Genomic DNA, 22,870 nt, shown 5'->3' with positions numbered 1-22,870 from the left:
GCTCAAGGGGGAGTAGAAAATGTCGGCAGACCTGCAACAGGCTTTTCAGGTGACCGCGCCAAGCGGCGCGCTCGATGGCCACATGCTGATGATTCTGGCGATCATGGTCCTGGCCGGTGTTCTCGGGGGCGCCGCGAATTATTTTCTGGCCGATCGCCAGGGAGAGCCCCGGCGGGGCGACTGGATCAAGTATCCCGTTTTTGGTGTGGTTGCCGCGTTGACCGTACCGTTGTTCCTGAACATGATTTCCAGCACCCTGCTCGAGGGCGCACGGACCAAGCCGGTCGACTTCTACGTGTTTGCCGGCTTTTGCCTGATCTATGTCGTTGCCTCGCGTCGTCTGTTTGAAAACCTGGCGCAGAAGCTGATGGGGCAGATCGAACTGGTGCGTCGCGATGTCGGGCATCTCAAGCAAAAACGCGACGAGGCGCCGGCCGTGGCGCCGGTGCCGGCCGAGGTCAAGGCACCGGAACCCGATCCGCGCGAAGTCCTGTCGTACAACGATGTCGAAATCCTGCGCGCGCTGGCCGAAGAAAAATTCGTCTACGGCAACCTGGCGGCCGTCTGCGAGCGGACCGGGCTGCCACGCGATTTCGTCAGTCAGCGGTTGACCGTGATGAAGACCCTGGGTGTCATCGAAACCCGCATCAATGAAAAGAACGTCCTGCACTGGTTCGTTTCGACGCGCGGCAAGGCCGTGCTCGATGAAATCATCGGCGCCCAGTCCGACAAGAAACTTGCCTGACCATCCGCCAGCCGGTCGGCTGGCCCTTTCTTTCCCGATTTCATGAACATCGTCATTCTCGCTGCCGGCCAGGGCAAGCGCATGCATTCCCAATTGCCGAAAGTGCTTCACCCGATCGGCGGCAAGGCACTGGCCAGCCACGTCATCGATACCGCGCGCAGCCTGTCGCCGGAACGCCTGATCCTCGTCTATGGTCATGGTGGAACGATCGTGCGGTCGACCCTGGCGGCGGACGATATTTGCTGGGCCGAACAGGCGCAGCAACTGGGGACCGGACATGCCGTCGCGCAGGCCCTGCCGCAGCTCTCGTCGGCCGCGCAGACGCTGGTGCTGTACGGCGACGTCCCGTTGATCAGCGCTGCGACGTTGGGGCGCCTGCTGCAGGCGGCGGGGCAAGGCGTGGCCGTGTTGACGGTCGATCTGGCGGATCCGACCGGTTACGGCCGGATCGTTCGCGATGCGGCCGGCAACGTGCTGCGCATCGTCGAGCAGAAGGATGCCGATGCCGCCGAGAAAGCCATCCGTGAGATCAACACCGGCATCATGGTGCTGCCGACCGATCGCCTGGCCGGCTGGCTGTCGGCCTTGAAGAACGACAATGCCCAGGGCGAATACTATCTGACCGATCTGGTCGCCCTTGCGGTCGACGCCGGAATATCGGTAAAAACCGCCCAGCCGGCCGCCGAATGGGAAGTGCTTGGCGTCAACAGCAAGCTGCAACTGGCGGAACTGGAACGCCGCCACCAGCGCAATCAGGCGGAGCGTCTGATGGTCGACGGGGTGCGCTTGGTCGATCCGGCGCGGATCGATATCCGGGGGCAATTGACCCACGGTCGCGATGTGGCGATCGACGTCGGTTGCGTGTTCGAAGGCCGTGTCGAACTGGGTGATGCCGTCGAAGTTGGCCCTTACTGCGTGCTGAAGAACGTCAAAGTCGGTCCCGGAACGCGAATCGCCGCCTTTTGCCATTTCGAGGATGCGACGATCGGTCCGGACGGCGTGCTCGGTCCCTACGCGCGTTTGCGCCCGGGCGCGGAACTGGGACCCGAGGTGCATATCGGCAACTTCGTCGAGGTCAAGAAAAGTCGCATCGGGGCGCAATCCAAGGCCAATCACCTGGCCTACATCGGCGATGCGGAGATCGGCCAGCGGGTCAATATCGGTGCCGGCACGATCACCTGCAACTACGATGGCGTCAACAAGCACAAGACGATCATCGAGGACGACGCGTTCATCGGTTCGGATACGCAGTTGGTGGCGCCGGTTACCGTGGGGCGCGGGGCGACGCTCGGTGCCGGTACCACGCTGACCAAAAATGCGCCGCCGGACACGTTGACCGTATCCCGGGCCAAGCAGATGTCGCTGACCGGTTGGCAGCGCCCGATCAAGGAGAAGAAATAATGGATGGCTGGTTCGTCGCCTTCGCAATCGGTAGTTCGCTGCTGCTAGCCGGCGCTGCAGCACTGTTGCTGGTCGGCTACATCAATACCTTGCCGGCGGCGCTGGCCTCCGGTTGGCGCGCCGCGTTGCCGGTCGCCGTGGTGCCGGTGCTCGGGCCGCTGTGGTTTGCCTGGACGCGCGGCGACGACTTCCGGCTGGCCCGTTATCAGTTGATGGGTGCGTTGTTGCTCGGTGCGCTGGCCGCTGCGCTGATCCTGAGTTTCGGACCGTATTTCGCCGAGCGCCTGGTGGCTGAAATGATCGAGGCTGCCAAGATGCGCTAGCCCGGACCGCTTTCGTTCAACGAGAAGACAGGGAGAGCACGATGTCCAGCTACAGAAGCGAATCACGACGCAGCGTTGCGCTGGTCGGTCATGGCGCCGCAGGCAAGACCTCTCTGGTCGAAGCTTTGCTGGTTGCCACCGGAAGCATCCCGACGGCCGGGAGCGTCGCCAAGGGCAATACCGTCTGCGATTTCGATCCGTTGGAAAAGGAAAGCGGCCATTCGCTGAATTCGGCCATCGTCCGGATGGCGCATCAGGACGTTCGGATTCATGCGGTCGACACCCCGGGCTATCCAGATTTCGCCGGCCCGGCCATCGCTGCGCTGGCCGGTGTCGATACCGCGCTGATCGTCATCAACGCCCAGACCGGCGTCGAGCTGATGACTGAGCGCATGATGCGCCATGCTGCCGAGCGCAAGCTGTGCCGGATGATCGTCATCAACAAGATCGACGCCGACAACCTCGACCTGCCCGGCCTGGTGGCCGACATCCGCGAGCGTTTCGGCAAGCAGTGCATGCTCCTCGACCTGCCGGCGCACGGCGCCGCCGACGTTGTCGAAGTGCTCGAGCACGACAGCGGCGATGCCGACTTCGAATCGGTCGCCGCCGCCCATCGTGCGCTGATCGACCAGATCGTCGAGGAGGACGAGGATCTCCTCGCGCAATACCTGGAAGACGGGGCCGATCCGAGTGGCGAGGCGCTGCACGCGCCCTTCGAGAAGGCGCTGCGCGAAGGCCACCTGATTCCCATCCTGCTCACCTCGGCCAAGACCGGCGCCGGTATCCGGGAACTGCTCCACGTGCTGGCGACGCTGGCCCCGAACCCGGCCGAGGGCAATCCGCCGCCCTTCTACAAGGGTGAGCCGGGGGGCACGACGCAGTCCTTCCACGCTGAGCCGGACGCCGGCAAGCACGTGCTGGCGCATGTCTTCAAGGTGGTGGTCGATCCCTACCTGGGCAAGATCGGCATCTTCCGCGTGCATCAGGGCACGGTGAAAAAGGACATGCAGCTCTTCGTCGGCGACGGCAAACGCCCGTTCAAGGTCGCCCATCTCTACCAGTTGCAGGGCAAGGACACCGTGGAAGTCGACGAGCTGGTGCCGGGCGACATCGGCGCCGTGGCCAAGGTCGAGGAAATCGAGTTCGACTGCGTCCTGCACGATTCCCATGACGAGGACCACATCCATCTGCTGCCGCTCGAATTCCCGCGGCCGATGGCCGGGCTGGCGGTGGAAACGAAGAAGAAGGGCGACGAGCAGCGCCTGTTCGATGTGCTGGCCAAGCTGGCCATGGAAGACCCGACCTTCGTCGTCGAGCGTCATCCGAGCAGCAACGAGACGGTCATCCGCGGGCTTGGCGAAATCCACCTGAAGGCCAAGCTGGCGCGCATGGCCGGCCAGTACAAGCTGGAAGTCGACACCAAGCCGCCGCGCATTCCCTACCGCGAAACCATCACCGGCGGCGCCGAAGCCATGTACCGGCACAAGAAGCAGTCGGGCGGCGCCGGCCAGTTCGGCGAGGTGCATCTGCGCATCGAGCCGCGCGAGCGCGGCGAAGGCTTCGAGTTCGTCGATGCGGTGAAGGGCGGCGTCATACCCGGCGTCTTCATGGCCGCCGTCGAAAAGGGCATTCGTCAGGGCCTGGAAGGCGGCGTCGTCGCCGGCTACCCGGTGGAAGACCTGCGCGTCACTGTCTTCGACGGCAAGACGCACGCCGTCGACGGCAAGGAAGTGGCCTTCACCGTCGCCGGCCGCAAGGCGGTGATCGAGGCCATCCGCAACGCCAAGCCGATCGTGCTGGAACCCATCGTCAGCATCGAGATCGTCGTGCCGGAAACGGCCATCGGTGATCTCACCGGCGACCTCGCCGGCCGCCGCGGCCACATCACCGGCACCGACGGGCGCGGCCACGGCTTTGCCGCGATCACCGGCGAAGTGCCGCTGGCCGAACTGAACGACTACCAGTCGCGCCTGAAGTCGCTGACCGGTGGCCAGGGCAGCTACACCATCGAGTTCGCCCGTTACGCCGCGGTGCCGCCGAACATCCAGCAGCAACTGGCGAGCCGCTTCCGGCTGCACGACGAGGACGAATGAGAAAATTGCGTTTTGCTGCGGTCGACCGCAGCAGAACGCAAAAAACGCCCGGCCGGAGGATGTGAACGGCGTTGCGGCTCAGGCCTTCTCCGGCCATTCGACGTTGGCCAGGAACAGATAGCCGGCACCATAAACCGTCTTGATCATGCCGGGGCTGTCGGCATCGGGTTCAAGCTTGCGGCGCAGCCGCGAGATGCGGACGTCGATCGCCCGGTCGCTCGGGCTGACGTCGCGCGATCCCATCAACTTGTCCCGCGGCAGGATGCGATTCGGCTGATGGACGAAGGTTTTGAGCAATTCGGCTTCGGCCGTGCTCAGCACCTGTTCGCGACCGTCCGGCGCGCTCAGCGTGTTGTTGCCGAGATTGAAACGCCAGCCGCCGAAGCAGGCGACGCGTTCGCCCTCGGCGTCCTCGCCGCCAAGACGGCGACGCAGAATGCTGCGCACGCGGGCGACCAGTTCGCGCGGTTCGAAGGGTTTCAGCACATAGTCGTCGGCCCCCAGTTCGAGCCCCATCACGCGATCGCTGACGTGGGCGCGGCCGGTCAGGATCATGATCCCGCAGGCGCTTTGTGCGCGGATGCGCTGCATCGCTTCGAGCCCGTCCATGTCCGGCAGTCCCAGATCGACAATGCACAGATCGGGGGAGAGGCTGCGCAGTCGGCGCAAAAGGTCGCCGGCGCTGCGGAACCAGACGGTGCGGAAGGCGAAGTCGCCGAGTACCTGTTCGATGATGCGGGCAATGTCCGGGTCGTCTTCGACGATGGCGATCAGACGTTCGCTGTCCTTCATGACTTCTCCTGGCGGCTGTCGGCCAGTGCCCTGGCCAGCGCGTGGCGGTCGAAAGGTTTGGCCAGGACATCGGGGCCGGCGTTGGCGCCGTCGGCATAGCCACTCATCAGCACGACGCGGATGTCCGGCCGGCGCGCCCGCAGGATGCCGGCAAGCTGGCGGCCGTTGAGCGTGCCGGGCATCACCATGTCGGTCAGCACAAGGGCGATGTCGGCGACCTGGTCGACCAGCGCCAGTGCCTGGTCGGCGCTGTCGGCCTCGATGACCGGGTGGCCGAGGTCGATCAGTTGCTGGCGGACGATCCGGCGTACCGCCGGGTCGTCCTCGACCAGCAGTATCAGGTCGTTGTCGTTGCCCGGCAGCGGTTCGCCGGCATCGTCGTCGGCGAGTGTTTCCGGATGGGTGTGCGGCAGCGCCAGCAGCACGCAGGTTCCCTGGCCGGGTTGGCTGCGCAATACCAGGCCGCCGCCCGACTGGCGTGCGAAGCCGTAGGCCATCGCCAGTCCGAGGCCGCTGCCGAGGCCGAGGCGTTTGGTGGTGAAGAAGGGTTCGCAGGCGCGCGCCAGCGTGTCGTTGTCCATGCCGCTGCCGTTGTCGGCGATTTCGATCAGCGCATAGCGTCCGGGCGACAGCTCGAAGGCGTCGGCATCGCTGCCCAGTTCGACGCTGCGCGCAGCGATGTGCAAGCGGCCGCCATCCGGCATCGCGTCGCGCGCATTGAGCGCGAAGTTGAGCAGCGCGCTTTCCAGTTGCGCCGGATCGGCCAGGGCGTGGATCGCCTCGCCGCCGCAGTCGGTGGACAGGGCGATCGACTCCGGCAGCGAGCGGCGCAACAGGCGGGCCAGGTCGCCCAGCATTTCGCCGATGTCGATGGCTTGCGGTGCCAGTGGCTGCTGCCGCGAAAAGGTCAGCAGCCGCTTGATCAGTTGCGCCCCCCGCCGTGCCGATTGCAGTGCCGGCTCGGCGAACTCGTGCACCGCCGGATCGTTCGGCCGATGGTCCTGCAAGGCAGCCAGGTTGCCGATGATGACGGTCAGCAGGTTGTTGAAGTCGTGGGCCAGACCGCCGGTCAACTGCCCGATCGCTTCCATTTTCTGCGCCTGCAGCAAGGCGGCCTGCATCCGCTTCTGTTCGGTGATGTCGTGCGAGAAGACGAAAATTCCCGGAATGCTGCCGTCGACCGCAACTTCCGGCACCAGCGTGCTGCTCGCGTAGGCCAGCCGTCCCTGGCGCTGCATCTGGTACTCGTAGGTCATCCGGTGGCCGCTCAGTGCCTTCTGTACCGAATCGCGTACCTGGGCATAAACCTGGGGACCGACCACGTCGAGCATCGCCCGGCCGGTCACCGAGCCGTCCGGCAGTCCGTACCAGTCGGCGTAGCCCTTGTTGGCATAGCGATAGATTTCGTTGCGGTCGATGTAGCCGATCAGGATCGGAATGGTGTCGTTGATCAGCCGCAGGCGCGCTTCGCTGCGGCCCAGCGCCGCAGCGATGCTTTCCTTTTCCTGGTTGGCCCGACGAAGGTTGGCGTTGGCATTTTCCAGTTGCGCGGTGCGCCGGCGCACCCGTTCCTCCAGCTGGAAGTTCTGGTGTTCGCTGAGGTGTTCGAGATAGCGCTGTTCGGTGACATCCGAATAGAGATTGACGAAGCCACCGTCGGGCAGAGGCTCGCCGCGTACCAGCAGGACCTTGCCGTTGGGACGTTGCCGCTCGTGCGTCTGCAGGGCGAGTTCGCGGCCGACGGCCAGGCGCTCCGCGACCTGGGTTTCGGGGTCGCCCGGACCGAATTCGCCGCGCTGCGCATCGTGTCGCAGGAAACTCTCGAAGGTGGTTCCGGCCCGGGCCAGCGACACCGGCAAATCGAGCAGGGCCAGGAATGGACGGTTGCAGGCAATCAGGCGAAGATCGCCATCGAATACCGCAATGCCCTGATCGAGCAGGTCGAGCCCGGCCTGCAACAGATTGTCCGGCAGCGAGAGCGGGGGTGAGGCGAGAGAACCTTGCATCGGGCAATTTTAGGCCAGCCGCACCGGGCCTGCCCAGGGTGCAATCATTCGTTACATTTGGCCAATAGTTGCGCAAGCATCTTTTGCGATGCTGCGAAGCTCAAAAAAAGAAACTTGCCCCCAGAGAAGCCGTTCAACGGCAGGCATGTGAGGAGATGACACCTTGGTTAACCCGTATTCCGTCGGGCTGGACCGCAATCCGGCCAACTACGTTCCGCTGTCCCCGCTCAGTTTCATCGAGCGTTCCGCCTTCATCTACCCGAAACGGGTTTCGGTGATCCAGGGCAGCCGCCAATACACCTGGAAGGAAAGCTACCAGCGCTGCCGCCAGCTGGCTTCCGCGCTGCAGCGCCGCGGCATCGTCAAGGGCGATACCGTTGCGGCAATGCTGCCCAATACCGCGCCGATGTTCGAGTGCCATTTCGGGGTGCCGATGCTCGGTGCCGTGCTCAACACTCTGAACACCCGGCTCGACGCCGAAGCCATCGCCTTCATGCTGAGGCACGGCGGGGCCAAGGTGCTGATCACCGATCCCGAGTTTTCGCCGACGATCAAGGCGGCGCTGGCCATGCTCGAAGGTCCGAAGCCGCTGGTCATCGACACGCTGGATCCCGAATTTTCCGATGGCGAAGCCTTGGGGGAAAAGGACTACGAAGCTTTCCTCGCCGAAGGCGATCCCGAGTTCGCCTGGTCGCTGCCGGACGATGAATGGGATGCCATCGCCCTCAATTACACCTCCGGCACCACCGGTAATCCGAAGGGCGTCGTCTATCACCATCGCGGTGCCTACCTGAACTCTGCCTCGAACATCATTTCCTGGGGCATGCCGCCGCATTCGGTTTACTTGTGGACCTTGCCGATGTTCCATTGCAACGGCTGGTGCTTCCCCTGGACGCTGGCGGCCAATGCCGGGACCAGTGTTTGTCTGCGCAAGGTCGACCCGGCAATCATCTTCGGCCTGATCAAGGAACACAAGGTCAGCCACTTGTGCGGTGCCCCGATTGTTTACGGCATGCTGATCAACGCGCCGGAGCCTCTCAAACAGGGCATCGAGCATCAGGTCAACGGCCTGATCGCCGGTGCGGCGCCGCCGGCCGCCATCATCGAAGGGGCCGAGAAGCTGGGCTTCAACATCACCCACGTCTATGGCCTGACCGAAACCTACGGTCCGGCCGCGGTGTGTGCCAAGCATCCCGAATGGGACAAGCTGCCGATCGACCTGCGCGCTGCCCGTAACGGCCGTCAGGGCGTGCGCTATCACATGCAGGAAGCGATCACCGTGCTCGACCCGGTGAGCATGCAACCGGTGCCCTGGGACGGCGAGACCATGGGCGAAATCATGTTCCGCGGCAATCTCGTCATGAAGGGCTACCTGAAAAACGACAAGGCGACGCAGGAAGCCTTTGCCGGCGGCTGGTTCCATACCGGCGATCTGGCAGTCGTGCATAGCGACGGCTACGTCAAGATCAAGGACCGTTCGAAAGACATCATCATTTCCGGCGGCGAAAACATTTCGTCGCTCGAAGTCGAGGATGTGCTTTACCGCCATCCGGCGGTGATCGCTGCCGCTGTCGTCGCCAAACCCGACGAAAAATGGGGCGAGGTGCCGGCCGCCTTCATCGAACTGAAGGACGGCGTCAATTGCAGCGAAGCCGATATCATCGAGCATTGCCGTGCGCATCTGGCGCGCTTCAAGGTGCCCAAGCAGGTCGTTTTCGGAACGCTGCCGAAGACCTCCACCGGCAAGATCCAGAAATACGTGTTGCGTCAGCATGCCCAGTCGGCACTGGCGATCGAGTAAACGACAGAGAAAGGGAATCCTGGCATGAGTCAATACAACGCCCCGCTGCGCGACATGCAGTTCATCCTCAATGACGTGGTCGGCCTGGCCGATGTCTGCGCCCTGCCGGGCAATGAGGAAATGTCGGTCGAACTGGTCGAATCCATCCTCGAAGAAGCCGGCAAGTTCGCGACCGGCGTGCTCGATCCGATCAACCGCAATGGCGACAACCAGGGCGCCGTGGTCAAGGACGGCGTGGTCACCACCTCGCCCGGTTTTCAGGAGGCCTACAAGCTGTTCTGCGAAACCGGCTGGAACGCCATGCCTTTCTCGCCGGATTTCGGCGGTCAGGGCTTGCCGGCGGTGGTCACCATGGCAGTCAACGAAATGTGGAAATCGGCCAACATGGCCTTCGCGCTGTGCCCGATGCTGACCTCGGGCGCCGTCGAAGCGATTGCCCACCACGCTTCCGACGAACTGAAGCAGAAGTACCTGCCGAAGATGGTCGAGGGGACGTGGACCGGCACGATGAACCTGACCGAGCCGAACGCCGGCTCCGATCTGGCGGCGATCGCTAGCAAGGCGACGCGCGCTGCCGACGGCACCTTCCGTGTCACCGGTACCAAGATCTTCATCACCTGGGGCGAGCACGACGTCGCCGAGAACATCATTCATCTGGTGCTGGCCCGTCTGCCGGATGCGCCGCCGGGGCTGAAGGGCATCTCGCTGTTCCTGGTGCCGAAGTTCCTGGTCAACGACGACGGTTCGCTGGGCGCGCGCAACGACCTGATCTGTTCGTCGCTCGAACACAAGCTCGGCATTCACGGCAGCCCGACCGCGGTGATGTCCTACGGCGACAAGGAAGGCGCCGTCGGCTATCTGATCGGTGAAGAGAACAAGGGCATCGGTTACATGTTCACGATGATGAACCACGCCCGCGTAAACGTCGGCCTGGAAGGCGTCGGCATCGCCGAGCGCGCCTACCAGCATGCGCTGTGGTACGCCAAGGAACGCATCCAGGGCGCCATCATCGGTGACAAGTCCGGCGACAAGAAACCGATCCTGCACCATCCGGACGTGCGCCGTCTGCTGATGGACGTCAAGTCGCGTACTGAAGCGATGCGCACGCTGGCCTATTACGCCGCCGTGCAGATCGACAAGGCGCACGCCGGCGATGCCGCCGCGCAATCGCGCATCGACCTGCTGACGCCGGTGGTCAAGGGCTGGAGCACCGAACAGGGGGTCGAACTCAGCTCGAATGCGCTGCAGGTGTTCGGCGGCGTCGGCTTCGTCGAGGAAACCGGTGCGGCGCAGTACTACCGCGATTCGCGCATCACCACCATCTACGAAGGCACGACGGCGATCCAGGCCAACGATCTGGTCGGTCGCAAGCTGGCCCGCGAGAAAGTGCCGGGGGCGGCGATGAAGGCCATGCTCGCCGACATCGAAGCGACGCTCGGCGAACTGGCCGGCGACGCCTCGCTGGCGAATATTGCGGTCAACCTGAAAAACGGCGTGAATTCGCTGTCGACCGCAAGCGACTGGATTCTCGCCAACTATGGCGAGCAGCCGCAGGCCGTGCATGCCGGCTCGGTGCCTTTCCTGAAACTGACCGGCATCGTCGTCGGCGGCTGGCTGATGGCCCGTTCGGCGCTGATCGCCGCCCAGCGCATCGCCGCCGGCGATAGCGATCCGTTCTACCGTGCCAAGCTGGCCACTGCCGAATATTTCGCCACCCACCAGTTGCCGTTCGCCGCCGCTTATGCGGCGGAAACCACCGGTGGTGCCGCGGCGACGCTGGCGCTCGACGAATCCCTGTTCTGAGGCAAACCACCATGCGTACCGACCGCGATGCGATGGAATACGACGTGGTGATCGTCGGTGGCGGCCCATCCGGGCTGACCACTGCGATCAAGCTCAAGCAGTTGGCCGAGGCGGCCGGCCGCGAGCTTTCTGTCTGCCTGCTCGAAAAGGGCTCGGAAATCGGCGCCCACATCCTGTCCGGCGCGGTCATCGAACCGCGCGCGCTGGCCGAGCTCTTCCCCGACTGGCAGGAGCGCGGTGCGCCGCTCAACACGCCGGCCGGCGAAGATCGCTTCCTGCTGCTCACCGAAGGCGGGGCGTTCAAGCTGCCGACGCCGCCGCAGATGGCCAATCACGGCAACTACATCGTCAGCCTCGGCAACCTGTGCCGCTGGCTGGCCGAGCAGGCAGAAGCCCTGGGCGTCGAGATTTATCCGGGTTTTGCCGCTGCTGAAGTGCTCTATCACGAGGATGGCTCGGTGAAGGGTGTGGCGACCGGTGACATGGGCGTCGGCAAGGATGGCGAACAGACCGGCAACTACCAGCCGGGGATGGAACTGCATGCCCGGCAGACCGTTTTCGCCGAAGGTTGCCGCGGGTCCTTGACCAAGGAATTGTTCGCTCGCTTCAAGCTGCGCGATGGCGCCGATCCGCAAACCTACGGCATCGGCATCAAGGAATTGTGGGAAATCGACCCGGCCAAGCATCAGCCTGGTTTGATCGTGCATACCACCGGCTGGCCGCTTTCCTCCGATACCTATGGTGGTTCTTTCCTGTATCACCTGGAAAACAATCTGGTGGCAGTCGGTTTTGTCATCGGTCTCGATTACAAGAATCCCTGGCTGTCGCCGTTCGAGGAATTCCAGCGCTACAAGACGCATCCGGCGATCCGTGGCTACTTCGATGGTGCCCGACGGATTTCCTATGGTGCGCGTGCCTTGTCGGAGGGCGGCTTCCAGTCGGTGCCGAAGCTTTCTTTTCCGGGCGGCGTGCTGGTCGGCGATACCGCCGGTTTCCTCAACGTGCCGAAGATCAAGGGCACGCACATGGCCATGGAGTCTGGCTTGGTGGCCGCGCAGGCGGTTTTCGAACATCTGGGCAAGGAGAGCGCCGGTACCGAAGTGGGTGCTTACGGCGAGCGTGTCCGCCAGAGCTGGTTGTGGGACGAGCTGTACCGTGTGCGCAACATTCGTCCGGCTTTCAAGTGGGGCTTGTGGGGCGCGTTGGCCTACGGTGCGATCGACACCTATCTGTTCGGCGGCAAGGCGCCGTGGACGCTGCGTCACCACGACGACCACTCGCAACTGGCCGACCAGCGCAGCTATCCGAAGATCGACTATCCGAAACCGGATGGCAAGCTGACTTTCGACCGCCTTTCGTCGGTCTTCCTGTCGTCGACCAACCACGAGGAAAATCAACCCTGCCACTTGCGCTTGCGCAATCCGGCCGTGGCGATCGACGTGAATTACGTGAAGTTCGGTTCGCCCGAAACCCGTTATTGCCCGGCCGGCGTGTACGAGATTCTCGGTGAGGCAGAGGGGGCGCCGCGCCTGCAGATCAATGCCCAGAACTGCCTGCACTGCAAGACCTGCGACATCAAGGACCCGACGCAGAATATCGATTGGCAGGTACCGGAAGGCGGTGGCGGGCCGAATTACCCGAACATGTGATCACTCTGCGGAAGAGACCAGGGAGAACAGCAATCCGGCAGTCTCTTTCCCTTCGCGGGGCCGTATGGCCCCGTTTTTTTTACCTTCATTTTATGTAATGGGCGTATCGGTCCGCGGTAATATATGGCTTTGGTAATAGATTGCTTGTTGCGATGCGCATGTTGAATCCCTCCGGTGCGGTCCGCGTCCCTGGTTTGCTGGGCAAGCTTGGCGCGATGACTTCGATCCGGGATACCGAACTGCTTGAACAGAGTCTGTTGCGTACGCTCGGGCCTTTGCTCGGGGTACTCGATACCTCGCTGTATCGGCTGGACGATGGCCTGTTGCTGGTCCGGGTCATTCATTACCACCGTTCCAAGGTTGTCGAGGCCGATGGTGTGGCGCGGATGGTTGAACGGATCGAGGAAATTTCGTTGTCCACCGAGGTTGACCCCGACGTCATCGTGTTGACCGAAAACGTCCGCTTGCTCGGCAAGCCTTGTACACGGACGATCGACAACGAGTTCCTGATCGCCTACCCGCTGCTGGGCGGGGACGACCTGCGCGGATACTTCGTGTTCCGCCGCGACCGCGAAGTCTCGCCGAGCGAGGACGCGATGATTCGCGGCGTGCTCGAAGTCTTCACCAATTACTATTCCCTGCTCGATGTCAGTCAGCGCGACCGGCTGACCGGCCTGCTCAACCGCCAGGCGCTGGAGAACAACTTCGAGCGCATCTGGTCGGCGATGGCTCGCCCCGATGCCTATCAGGAGCGGGAGGCCGGGCGACGCAGTCAGCTACCGTCGAAGTTCTGGCTGGCGGTGATCGACATCGATCACTTCAAACGCATCAACGACACGTTCGGCCACATGGTCGGCGACGAAGTGCTGTTGCTGGTCTCGCGCCTGATGCAGGCGACCTTTCGGTCGACCGATCTGCTTTATCGCTACGGTGGCGAGGAGTTCGTTGCGATCATTTCGGCAGAAAACGAATCGATCGCCCGCAATGTCTTCGAGCGCGTCAGGCTGGCCATCGAGGCGCACATTTTCCCGCGAGTCGAGAAGTTGACCGTCAGCGCCGGTTACGCCGAGGTCGATCCATCGATCCTGCCGGTCGAGGTGCTCAGCCGTGCCGACCGTAGCCTTTACCAGGCCAAGCAGGATGGCCGCAACCGGGTGTACGACTTCCACGAACTGGTGGAAAGCGGCGTTTTCCCGAATCCCAGTTACGGCGAAGCCGAATTGTTCTGACGCGTAACCGGCAGCTCGATGCGGAAGCAGCTGCCCTCGCCGGGCGTGCTGCTTACGTCGAGCGATCCGCCGTGTTTCTTGACCACGATGTCGTAGGAAATCGACAGGCCCAGCCCGGTGCCTTTGCCGACCGGCTTGGTGGTGAAGAAAGGATCGAAGATGCGGCGACGGGTTTCCTCGCTCATGCCGGTGCCGGTGTCTTCGATCTCGAACCAGACACGATCGCGGTCGACGCCCGAACGGACGAAAATCCTGCCGCGTTCCGGAATCGCCTGTGCCGCGTTCACCAGCAGGTTCATGAATACCTGGTTGATCTGCGCCGGATAGCAATCGACTTCCGGCAAGGGAGCGAGCGCGAGGGTCACATCGGCCTTGTACTTGATTTCGTTGCGGACGACATTGAGCGTGCTTTCCAGCGCCGCATTGAGGTCCGCCCGCTGGCGCTCGGCCTGATCGACCCGGGAAAAGTCCTTGAGGTCCTGGATGATGCGGGTTACCCGGTTCAGGCCGTCCTGTGATTCGGCGAGCAGGGCCGGCAGGTCCTGGCGCAGGAAGTCCAGATCGGCCGCCTTGCGGGCTTGTTCTAGGCATGCCGTGTCGCCCTGCTCGTAGGCGTCGATCAGCGTCAGCAACTGTCCGGCATAGGTCTTCAGCATGCCGAGGTTGGAATTGACGAAGCCGACCGGGTTGTTGATTTCGTGAGCCACGCCGGCCGCGAGCTGGCCGATCGCGGCCATTTTTTCGGACTGCAGCAACTGCTGTTGCGTATCTTCGACGCGGCGCAACAATTGCGTCAGTTCGGCCTGTTCGCGGGCCAGTTTCCGGTTGGCCTCGGCCAGTTCGGCGGTACGGGTGGCCACCTGGGTTTCGAGCTGTGCCTGATGGTCGAGTAGTGCCTGCTGCGCCCGGTGCCGGGCGGTCACGTTCTGCAGGGTTTCGATGGCGCCGATGATGCGTCCGTTGGCGTCGCGCAAAGGGGCTGCGGTGAAGTACAGCCACATGCCGTCGTCGCCCAGCTCGGGAAAGAAATCCTCCGCTTCGTAGGCATCGGGAATGGTGTCGGAGCGGCGATGGTTATCCTGGTAGTAGGTGCTGAAATGTACGCTCAGGCTGCCGTCCACGATCAGATCCGCCATGATCGGCCGGGCGGACGGGTAAAAGGCTCGCCATTGTTCGTTGGTGCCGATCATCCGTTCGGCGGGCAGGCCGCTGATTGTCGCGCAGGCCCGGTTCCAGTGCGTGATGCGGTGGTTTTCGTCGATCACCAGCGTGGGCACCGGATCGCCATCGATGATCTGCGACAGGAAGCGCTGCAGGTGACGGCGGGCTTCCGTCGCTCGCCGATGTTCCGATTCGAGCAGCTTCCGGTTGCTTTCCTGAAGGGCGAGCGTGCGTTCGGCAACGCGGGATTCGAGCTCCCGGTTGAGGGCGCTCAACGCGTCGTTGCGCTGGCTGATGATGCGATACAGCGAACCCATCGCCTCAAGCAGGCTGGCCGTGGCCGGATCGGCACGCAGTTTTTCCTCTTCGGCCCAGGCCTCGCCCGCCGTGGCGCCGGCCCGCATGCGGGCGATCTGCCGACCCATCGACTTGTCCATGCCGAGAATGTGCTGGGCCAGCCAACTGGTCAGGAAATTGAGCAGGTATTCCAGCTCACCGCTGTTGGCCGGCGCATGACGCATCTCGCCGACCTTGTCGGCAAATTCCCGATGCACCGCGGCGTGTCTGGCGCAGAAAGCCGGATCGCAACCGGCGGCGGCCATCAGCGCTTCCTCGTTGGCGAAATGTTCCGCGGCATAGGCGATCAGACGATCGAGCACGCGGGCGATGTCGGTCGCGTCGGCCTGGCTGGAGATCAGCGCCGGCAGTTCGTTGATCAGCCTGACCAGTTCCCGGTGCTCGGCATCGACGTCACGTTCACCGGTTTCGTAGCGTTCGTCCCAGACGAAGGCGTCCATGGCCGATCCGTTCAATCGTCCTTGAGCAGATCGGGATCGAGTACCACCGAACCGTCCGGCCCCCAGTCGACGTGCGTGATGCCCGGTTCGATCCGTTCCAGGCGTTCGGCTTCGAGCTCTTCGGCCGATTTGTCGCCCATTTCCAGACGGACGAGGTCGGCCAACTGGCGATTCTCCCGTTGCAGGTTGCGGTGTGCCAGCGCCTGGCCGATCGCCGACAGCAACTCGTAATCGTTCCACGGCTTGGCGATGAAGCGCTCGATCCCGACTTCGTTGACCGCCCGCAGCAGGGCGTTCAGGTCGGCATAGCCGGACAGGATCAGGCGCGCCGCATCGGGCTGGATGGCCTTGGCGGCCTTGAGGAATTCGACGCCATCCATCTCCGGCATGCGGTAGTCGCTGATGAACAGGTCGAAATCGTCCTGGTGCGCGAAGGCGAGGGCTTCGTGTGCCGACGTGGTGGTCACCACTTCCAGCGGGAAGTGCTGGTTGCCGTAGCTGCAGGGCGCGTGGCGCAGCAGGCGCTGCAATGATTTGAGGATGGAGGCTTCGTCATCGACGATCAGGATGCGGCTCATTTTCCCTCCTGGCGGATGTAGACCGTAAGATTGTGTTGTTCGACCTGTTCGAGCCGGATCAGCTGTCCGATGATGTCGGCGTTGAGCGTGCTGCCGGTGGCCAGCAGAAGGTAGCCGTCGCGATGCAGCAGATCGCGGCTGACCAGCATGCCCGGTTTCAGGTGCATGGTGCGCAGCGGCAGTTCGACCGGTTCGTTGCGCAGGGTTTCGGAAATCATCGTGACGAAGGCGTCGACCGCAGCAGGGTCGTAGCGCTTGCCGCGGTTCTCGATCAGGAAATCGAGCGCTTCCTGGGCCTTCAGCGGCCGCTGGACCAGCGTGCCGACCTGCAGCGCATCGTAGTCGTTGACCACGGCGAGCAGGCGGGCGCCGAGCGGGATGGCGATGCCGGCCAGGCGGTCCGGATAGCCGTTGCCGTCGTAGCACTCGTGGTGGTGCCGGACGAGCAGTGCCGCGTCCTTGAAGCGGTCGATGCCGATCAGCAGGTTCTGGCCGACCAGCGGATGTTTCATTACCCGGGCGCGTTGTTCGCCGGTCAGCGTGTTGTAGGGTTTGCCGAGCAGTTCGTCGGGCAGGCCGAGTTTGCCGATATCGTGCAGCAGTCCGGCCAGCATCAGGTTTTGTCCATCGGCTTCGCTCAGTCCCATGCGTTGCCCGAGCTGCCGGGCGAGTTCGGCGACGCGCCGGCCGTGGCCGGCCAGTGGCTTGCCGGCCGGGCCGCTGCGCAGTTCGATCAGGCCGGCGAATACCTGGACGCTGGTCAGGAAGGACTTCTTCAGTTCTCCATGTGCCTGTTCGACGAAGGCGAGCGCCTGACGCAATTCGGCGGTGCGCTCGGCGACCTTGTGTTCGAGGCCGGCGTTGAGCGTCTTCAGTTCCTCGTTCTGGGCCTGGGTCAATGCGGTCAGCCGACGGTTTTCGCTTTCCAGTCGCTGACGGTCGAGCGCTTCGCGGACGACCGTCAGCACTTCGTTGTCGTTCCAGGGCTTGGCGATGTAGCGATAGATTTCGCCTTCGTTGATCGCGGCGACCGTGGAGGTGATGTCGGCATAGCCGGTCAACAGGATGCGCATGACCGCGGGGCGTCGCTCGCGGACCTGCTTCAGAAAGGTCGCGCCATCCATCTCCGGCATGCGCATGTCGGAGATCACCAGATCGATGCTTTCCCGGTCGAGCAGCTCCAGCCCGGCAGTCCCGCTTTCGGCGGTGAAGATGCGATAGCCGTGGGGGCGGAACAGGCGGCGCAGGGCCGAGAGGATGTTCGCTTCGTCGTCGACCAGCAGCAGGCCCGGGGCCTCGGTCGTCTCGCTCATGATGCGCTCTCCTGTGCTGCATCCGGTGGTGGGTGTATGGGCAGGATAACCCTGAACGTTGTGCCGCGGCCAGGTTCGCTATCCACCTCGATACGACCGTGATGGCGCTGCACGATGCTGTACGAAACGGACAGCCCGAGGCCGGTTCCCTTGCCGACCGGCTTGGTCGTGAAGAAGGGCTCGAAGATGCGGCGCAGGTTTTCCCGGGCGATGCCGCTGCCGGTGTCGGAAATCTCTATGCTGACCCGCTCGCCGTCGAGGCGCCGGGTGCGGATGGTGATCGTGCCTTTGTCCTCGATCGCGTGGCCGGCGTTTACCAGCAGGTTCATGAACACCTGGTTGAGTTGCGAGATCAGGCAGAAAACCGCCGGCAGGTCGCCGTACTCCTTGACGATCCGGCATTTGTACTTGAGTTCGTTCCAGACGATGTTCAGTGTCGAGTCGATGCCCTGATGCAGGTCGGCCTCCTGCCATTCCTGCTCGCCGACGCGTGAGAAGGTCTTCAGGTCCTGAACGATCTTGCCCACCCGGCTCAGGCCGTCCTTGGATTCGGCCAGTAGCTTGAAGATGTCGTCGCGGACGAACTCGAAATCGCGCTCCTCGCGCATCTGGGCCAGCGAGGTGCGCTGGGAAAATGCTTCGCCCTGGGCGTCGACCGCAGCCTGATAGGCATCGATCAGGGCCATCAGGTCGTGCAGGTAGCTGTCCAGCGTGCCCAGATTGGAATGCACGAAACCGATCGGATTGTTCAGCTCGTGGGCGATGCCGGCGGCCAGCTGGCCGATCGAGGCCATCTTCTCGGATTGCAGCAACTGGTTGTTGGCTTCTTCCAGCCGCCGGTTCAGCTGCCGCTGCTCGTCCAGCGTGTCGGCCAGTTGCAGCTGTTGCTTCTTGCGGTCGCTGATGTCGGTCAGCACGCCGTCGAAGTACATCGGCAGGCCCAGCCCGTCGCGGGTGATCTTGGTCCGGTCGACAACCCAGATGACCCGGTTTTCAGCCGTCAGCAGACGGTATTCCCGTTCCACTTCGTCCTTGCCCTCGGCCGTTTGCTGCAGCACTTCGTCGGCGATGCGCTGCAGGTCGTCGGGGTGCACGATGCTGGCAAACCCCGGTGCGCCGGCCAGCAGTTGTGCCGGCGTGTAGCCCCATTGCCGGACGTTGTCCGAGACGAAGGCCACCGGCCAGCCGTTGCCGGCCAGCCAGCGGAAGCAGACGACCGGGCTGGCATTGACGACCTGCATGGCCAGCCGCAGCGCGTTGTCGGCCCGCTGTCGCCGGACGATGCGCCAGGTTTCGTTGGCGATCAGTTGCAGTGTCTCGACGTCGTAGCCGTTGTAGGCGTCGTCCTTGTTGCCGAGACCGGCCACCATGCGCACGACGCCGTTGTCGAGTACCGGTACGCAGAGCAGGCGGGAGAGCGGGGAATGTCCTTCGGGCAAGCCGTGCGCCGTCGGTTCGTGCGGGTAATCGTTGACCACGATCGGCCGCTGTTCGCGCACCGCATTGGCCCAGATGCCGGCCTCGGCCAGCAGATAGTGACTGGCGGCGCTGGCCTGGCAGTATTTCTCCAGCGTGTTGCGCGACCAGGCGACCAACTCGATGTCGCGGGCATCGTCGTCGATCAGGTGCATGAAGCCGATCCGGCTGTCGGTCAGGTGCTCGGCCCGTTCGAGGGCATACTGCATCAAGCCTTTTTCATCGATGTGCTCGCCCTGGTGGGGCAGTTCGAGCAGCAGCGCCGAACGGTCCACCTGGCGGGCGAATTGCTTTTCGGTCTGTGTTTGTTGCGTGATGTCCTGAATCACCACCGCCAGATAGTCGACATCGCCGCCCGGCTTGCGCACTGCGCGGGCCGTCAGACTGACCAGCAGGATATTGCCGTCGGCCCGCCAGAAGCGCTTTTCCAGCGTGTATTCATCGCGTTCGCCACGCAGCACCGCGTCGAACAGAGCCTGATTGACGCGCCGGTCGTCGGGATGGGTCAGTTCGTTCCAGGCCCGGCCGATCAACTGTTCCCGGGGATAGCCCAGCATCCTGGCGAGTGCCGGATTGACCTCGATCCAGCGCTGCTGGGCGGAGGACTGGGCCATGCCGACCGGTGCGGAGTCGAAGATGGCCCGGAAGCGCGAACGTTCCTGGCGCAAGCGCCAGGCGATACGGGCACCGAAGGCCAGCACGGCGACGCAGGTCAGGACCAGAATCGCGTCGGCCTGGGGCATCAGGGCTTTTCCCCATCGTCGCGACGATCGATCAGCTGTGCCTTGATCAGGCGAAAGGCTTCGCGGATCTGCTCGCGCAGCAGATCGTCGTCCCAGGGCTTGGTCAGGAACTTGTAGATGGCGCCGTGATTGATCGCATTGGTGACCGAGTCGAGGTCGGTGTAGCCGGTCAGCACGATGCGGATCGTATCCGGATACAGCTGGCGGACGCGCGACAGGAACTCGGTACCCGACATTTCCGGCATGCGCTGGTCCGAGATGATGACCTGTACGGCGTGCTGCGCCAGTTGTTCGAAAGCGGCGCTCGGCGTCGTCGCCGTGAATATCCGGTAGCCTTCCCGGCGCAGCAGCCGGGACAACGCATTCAGCACATTGGGTTCGTCATCGACCAGCAGCAGCGTCGGCGTCTGTTGTTGGACCGTTTCGACCAGCTTGAGTGTCGGCCGGCCGGCCAGCAACTGTTCGAAGGCTTCGGGGGCCAGCGGTCGGCTGAACAGGAAGCCTTGAATCGCGTCGCAGCGTCGCCCGCGCAGGAAATTGGCCTGGGCTTCGGTTTCGACGCCTTCGGCGAGGACAGCCAGATTCAGGCTGCGCGCCATCACGATGGCCGACGTGGCGATCGCCGCGTTGACCGGGTTTTCGATGATGTCGCGGACGAAACTCTGGTCGATCTTGATCTTGTCGAAGGGAAATCGCGAAACGTAGGAGAGCGATGAATAGCCAGTACCGAAATCGTCGAGCGACAGCTTGATGCCGAGTTTCTTCAGCGTCCGGCAGGTGGCGATGGCCGTATCGAGATCTTCGATGAAGGCATTTTCGGTGATTTCCAGTTCCAGTGCCGCCGGCGGCAGGCCGGTTTCCTCGAGAATCCGGCTCACGGTATCGGGCAGGTCGGCCTGGCGGAATTGACGTGTGGACAGGTTGACCGCAACCCGCAGGTTGGTAATCAGGCCGAGGTCCAGCCAGCGCTTGGTCTGGCGGCAGGCGCTGGCGAGCACCCATTTGCCCAGTGCAACGATCTGTCCGTTGTCCTCGGCCAGCGGAATGAATTCGGCCGGGGAAATTTGCCCGAACTCCGGATGCTGCCAGCGCAACAGCGCTTCCATGCCGATCAGCCGGCCGCTGTCCAGGCTCACCTGGGGTTGATAAGCCAGGCTCAGTTCGCCGCGATCCACGGCGTGTTGCAAGGCGGCCTCCAGCGCCATCCGGCGGGCGGCATCGGCATCCATTTCCGGTGAGTAGAAACGGAAGGTGTTGCGCCCCGCCTGTTTGGCCCGGGCCAGTGCCGTATCCGCCGTCCGCAGCAGCGTCGCGGCATCGTTGCCGTCGCGCGGTGCCAGGCTGACGCCGATGCTGGCGGTCAGTACGACGGCCTGGCCTTCGATCTCGAAAGGTTCGGCGAGCGCGTCAAGGAGATGCTGGACCAGGGCGATGGCGTCGCGCTCATGGCTGAGGTTGGCCATGATGAAGCCGAATTCGTTGCCGCCACGACGTCCCATCGTATCGCCGTCGCGGATCTGCCCCTGCAAGCGGCTGGCGACTTCGCCGAGCAGCCGATCGCCGACCGGCGGTCCCAGCGTTTCGTTGATGCTCCGGAAACGGTTGATGTCGAGCAGGATGACTGCCGTCTGACGTTCGAAACGGTGGGCGTTGATCAGGGCCTGGCTCAGGCGGTCGGCAAGCAGGTTGCGATTGGGCAGGCCGGTCAGGTGGTCGTGGCTGGACAGGTACTGGATGCGTTCCAGGGCAGCCTTGCGTTCCGACAGGTCGCTGTAGATGCCGACGTAGTGGGTGAGCCGGCCGAGCGAGTCGCGGACGGCCGAAATGTTCAGCCATTCGCTGATCAATTCGCCGTCCTTGCGGCGGTTGGTGATTTCCCCCTGCCAGTTGCCGTGGCGGGCCAGCGTTTGCCAGATGTCCCGGTAGAACTCGTCGGCGTGCAGGCCGGAACGCAGGCAGTCCATTTCCCGGCCGACGATTTCGCTGGTCGGGTAACCGGTGCTGCGTACGAAGGCTTCATTCACCATCAAAACCCGCCCCTGAGGATCGGTGATGCACACGCCATCGCTGATCCCGGTAAACACGGCGGACGACAGGCGCTCCTCGATTTCGGCCTGCTTGCGCAGACTGATGTCGGTGATCGTGCCGAGGATGCGTTTGCCGTCGTGATCGTCGGGCACGATCTTGCCCCGGCCTTCCAGCCAGATCCAGCGTCCGTCGGCATGCTGCATGCGGAACTCGCAGACGGCAGCCCTGCCGGCATCGGGCAGGGCCTGGGCAAACAGTTGCTGGAGTATCTGCTGGTCCTCCGGGTGAACAAGCCGCAGGCTATCGTCGAAATTTTCCGGGACTTGCGGTAGACCGAGGATTTTCAGGAATTCCTGATCCCAGTGAATACAGCCGTTGTCCGGGCGATATTCCCAGGTCCCCTGACCGGCGGCCGTCAGGGCCATCTGGAGGCTGGTGGAAAGCCGGGAATTTTCGCGGACACGGTTTTCGACTTCGCGCTCCAGTTCGGCGTTCTGGGCGGCCAGCCGGTCGCGTGCAAACTTCAGCGCCAGCTGGTTCTGAACCCGCACCCGGAACAGATTGGCCTTGATCGGCTTGGTGATGTAGTCCACGGCCCCTTCGTGCAGGCCGGCGAACTGGTCGTCCGGGGAGTCCAGCGCACTGACGAAGATCACCGGAATGTCGCGGGTCCCCGGCGAAGCGCGCAGTTGTTCGAAAACGGCGTGGCCGTCCATGCCGGGCATCATGATGTCGAGCAGGATCAGGTCGGGCTGCGTTTCGGCAGCGATGCTCAGGGCGGATGGGCCATTGGCAGCGGTCAGAACGTCGACCTCGAGGTCTTCCAGCATGGCGCTGGCGACGGCCAGGTTCGCCGGTTGGTCATCGACGGCGAGAACCAGGGGGCGAGGGCGTTTGGTGGGGGCGGGGGCCGGCATCGGGTTGATCTCGTC

The 22,870-nt window shown here is 63.5% G+C and carries 15 protein-coding genes; 8 read left to right on the top strand and 7 right to left on the bottom strand.

What is annotated here, in order from left to right; translation table 11 throughout:
* The first annotated feature begins 19 nt into the window (after positions 1-19).
* The 4 genes from L0962_RS00390 to fusA are packed head-to-tail and all read left to right on the top strand — an operon-like array spanning position 20 to position 4,562.
* Positions 20-745, top strand: coding sequence for a YEATS-associated helix-containing protein (locus tag L0962_RS00390; protein ID WP_234082009.1), 726 nt, complete (start codon positions 20-22; stop codon positions 743-745).
* 42 nt (positions 746-787) lie between these two features.
* The gene (gene glmU, locus L0962_RS00385; protein WP_234082003.1) at positions 788-2,146 is read left to right on the top strand and encodes a bifunctional UDP-N-acetylglucosamine diphosphorylase/glucosamine-1-phosphate N-acetyltransferase GlmU; all 1,359 of its coding nucleotides are present in this window, start codon (positions 788-790) and stop codon (positions 2,144-2,146) included.
* Positions 2,146-2,469, top strand: a complete 324-nt coding sequence (locus tag L0962_RS00380) for a hypothetical protein (RefSeq protein ID WP_234081997.1) — start codon at positions 2,146-2,148, stop codon at positions 2,467-2,469. Before glmU ends, L0962_RS00380 begins: the two co-directional genes overlap by 1 nt.
* Positions 2,470-2,510: 41 nt before the next feature.
* Complete coding sequence (gene fusA / locus L0962_RS00375; RefSeq protein WP_234081991.1) at positions 2,511-4,562, top strand: elongation factor G; 2,052 nt, start codon at positions 2,511-2,513, stop codon at positions 4,560-4,562.
* A gap of 78 nt (positions 4,563-4,640) precedes the next feature.
* On the opposite strand, the gene L0962_RS00370 is transcribed toward fusA, so the two are convergent.
* Both L0962_RS00370 and L0962_RS00365 read right to left on the bottom strand, forming a co-directional pair.
* Positions 4,641-5,354, bottom strand: coding sequence for a response regulator transcription factor (locus L0962_RS00370; protein ID WP_234081986.1), 714 nt, complete (start codon positions 5,352-5,354; stop codon positions 4,641-4,643).
* Positions 5,351-7,360 carry a PAS-domain containing protein gene (locus L0962_RS00365; RefSeq protein WP_234081983.1) on the bottom strand — a complete coding sequence of 670 codons (2,010 nt, stop codon included), beginning with the start codon at positions 7,358-7,360 and terminating at the stop codon, positions 5,351-5,353. Before L0962_RS00365 ends, L0962_RS00370 begins: the two co-directional genes overlap by 4 nt.
* A gap of 163 nt (positions 7,361-7,523) precedes the next feature.
* Between L0962_RS00365 and L0962_RS00360 the strand changes: the two genes are divergently transcribed.
* From L0962_RS00360 to L0962_RS00345, 4 genes are all read left to right on the top strand, one after another.
* Positions 7,524-9,161, top strand: coding sequence for an acyl-CoA synthetase (locus tag L0962_RS00360; RefSeq protein ID WP_234081978.1), 1,638 nt, complete (start codon positions 7,524-7,526; stop codon positions 9,159-9,161).
* Between the two features lie 24 nt (positions 9,162-9,185).
* Positions 9,186-10,964 (top strand): acyl-CoA dehydrogenase C-terminal domain-containing protein, encoded by a 1,779-nt coding sequence (locus L0962_RS00355; RefSeq protein WP_234081972.1) that lies wholly within the window; start codon positions 9,186-9,188, stop codon positions 10,962-10,964.
* Between the two features lie 11 nt (positions 10,965-10,975).
* Positions 10,976-12,613, top strand: a complete 1,638-nt coding sequence (locus tag L0962_RS00350) for an electron transfer flavoprotein-ubiquinone oxidoreductase (RefSeq protein ID WP_234081964.1) — start codon at positions 10,976-10,978, stop codon at positions 12,611-12,613.
* 158 nt (positions 12,614-12,771) lie between these two features.
* Positions 12,772-13,842 (top strand): GGDEF domain-containing protein, encoded by a 1,071-nt coding sequence (locus tag L0962_RS00345; RefSeq protein ID WP_234081951.1) that lies wholly within the window; start codon positions 12,772-12,774, stop codon positions 13,840-13,842.
* Here L0962_RS00345 and L0962_RS00340 read toward each other — a convergent pair.
* Genes L0962_RS00340 through L0962_RS00320 form a run of 5 tightly spaced genes read right to left on the bottom strand, consistent with a single transcriptional unit; the run spans position 13,818 to position 22,855 of the window.
* Entirely contained in the window at positions 13,818-15,800 is a 1,983-nt protein-coding gene (locus L0962_RS00340; RefSeq protein ID WP_234081944.1) for a bacteriohemerythrin, read from the bottom strand. The genes L0962_RS00345 and L0962_RS00340 overlap by 25 nt on opposite strands.
* 11 nt (positions 15,801-15,811) lie before the next feature.
* The gene (locus L0962_RS00335; protein WP_234081937.1) at positions 15,812-16,378 is read right to left on the bottom strand and encodes a response regulator; all 567 of its coding nucleotides are present in this window, start codon (positions 16,376-16,378) and stop codon (positions 15,812-15,814) included.
* Positions 16,375-17,691, bottom strand: coding sequence for an HD domain-containing phosphohydrolase (locus tag L0962_RS00330; protein ID WP_234081934.1), 1,317 nt, complete (start codon positions 17,689-17,691; stop codon positions 16,375-16,377). Before L0962_RS00330 ends, L0962_RS00335 begins: the two co-directional genes overlap by 4 nt.
* A complete protein-coding gene (locus tag L0962_RS00325) occupies positions 17,688-19,910 on the bottom strand; it encodes a PAS domain S-box protein (protein ID WP_234081926.1) in 2,223 nt (740 codons plus the stop codon). The genes L0962_RS00330 and L0962_RS00325 overlap by 4 nt, the downstream gene beginning before the upstream one ends.
* The gene (locus tag L0962_RS00320; RefSeq protein WP_234081920.1) at positions 19,910-22,855 is read right to left on the bottom strand and encodes an EAL domain-containing protein; all 2,946 of its coding nucleotides are present in this window, start codon (positions 22,853-22,855) and stop codon (positions 19,910-19,912) included. Before L0962_RS00320 ends, L0962_RS00325 begins: the two co-directional genes overlap by 1 nt.
* Between the last annotated feature and the right edge of the window lie 15 nt (positions 22,856-22,870).

This window comes from Azonexus sp. R2A61 (assembly GCF_021401135.1).
Classification (GTDB): Bacteria; Pseudomonadota; Gammaproteobacteria; order Burkholderiales; family Rhodocyclaceae; genus Azonexus.
This window is presented reverse-complemented; position numbering and strand designations above follow the sequence as displayed.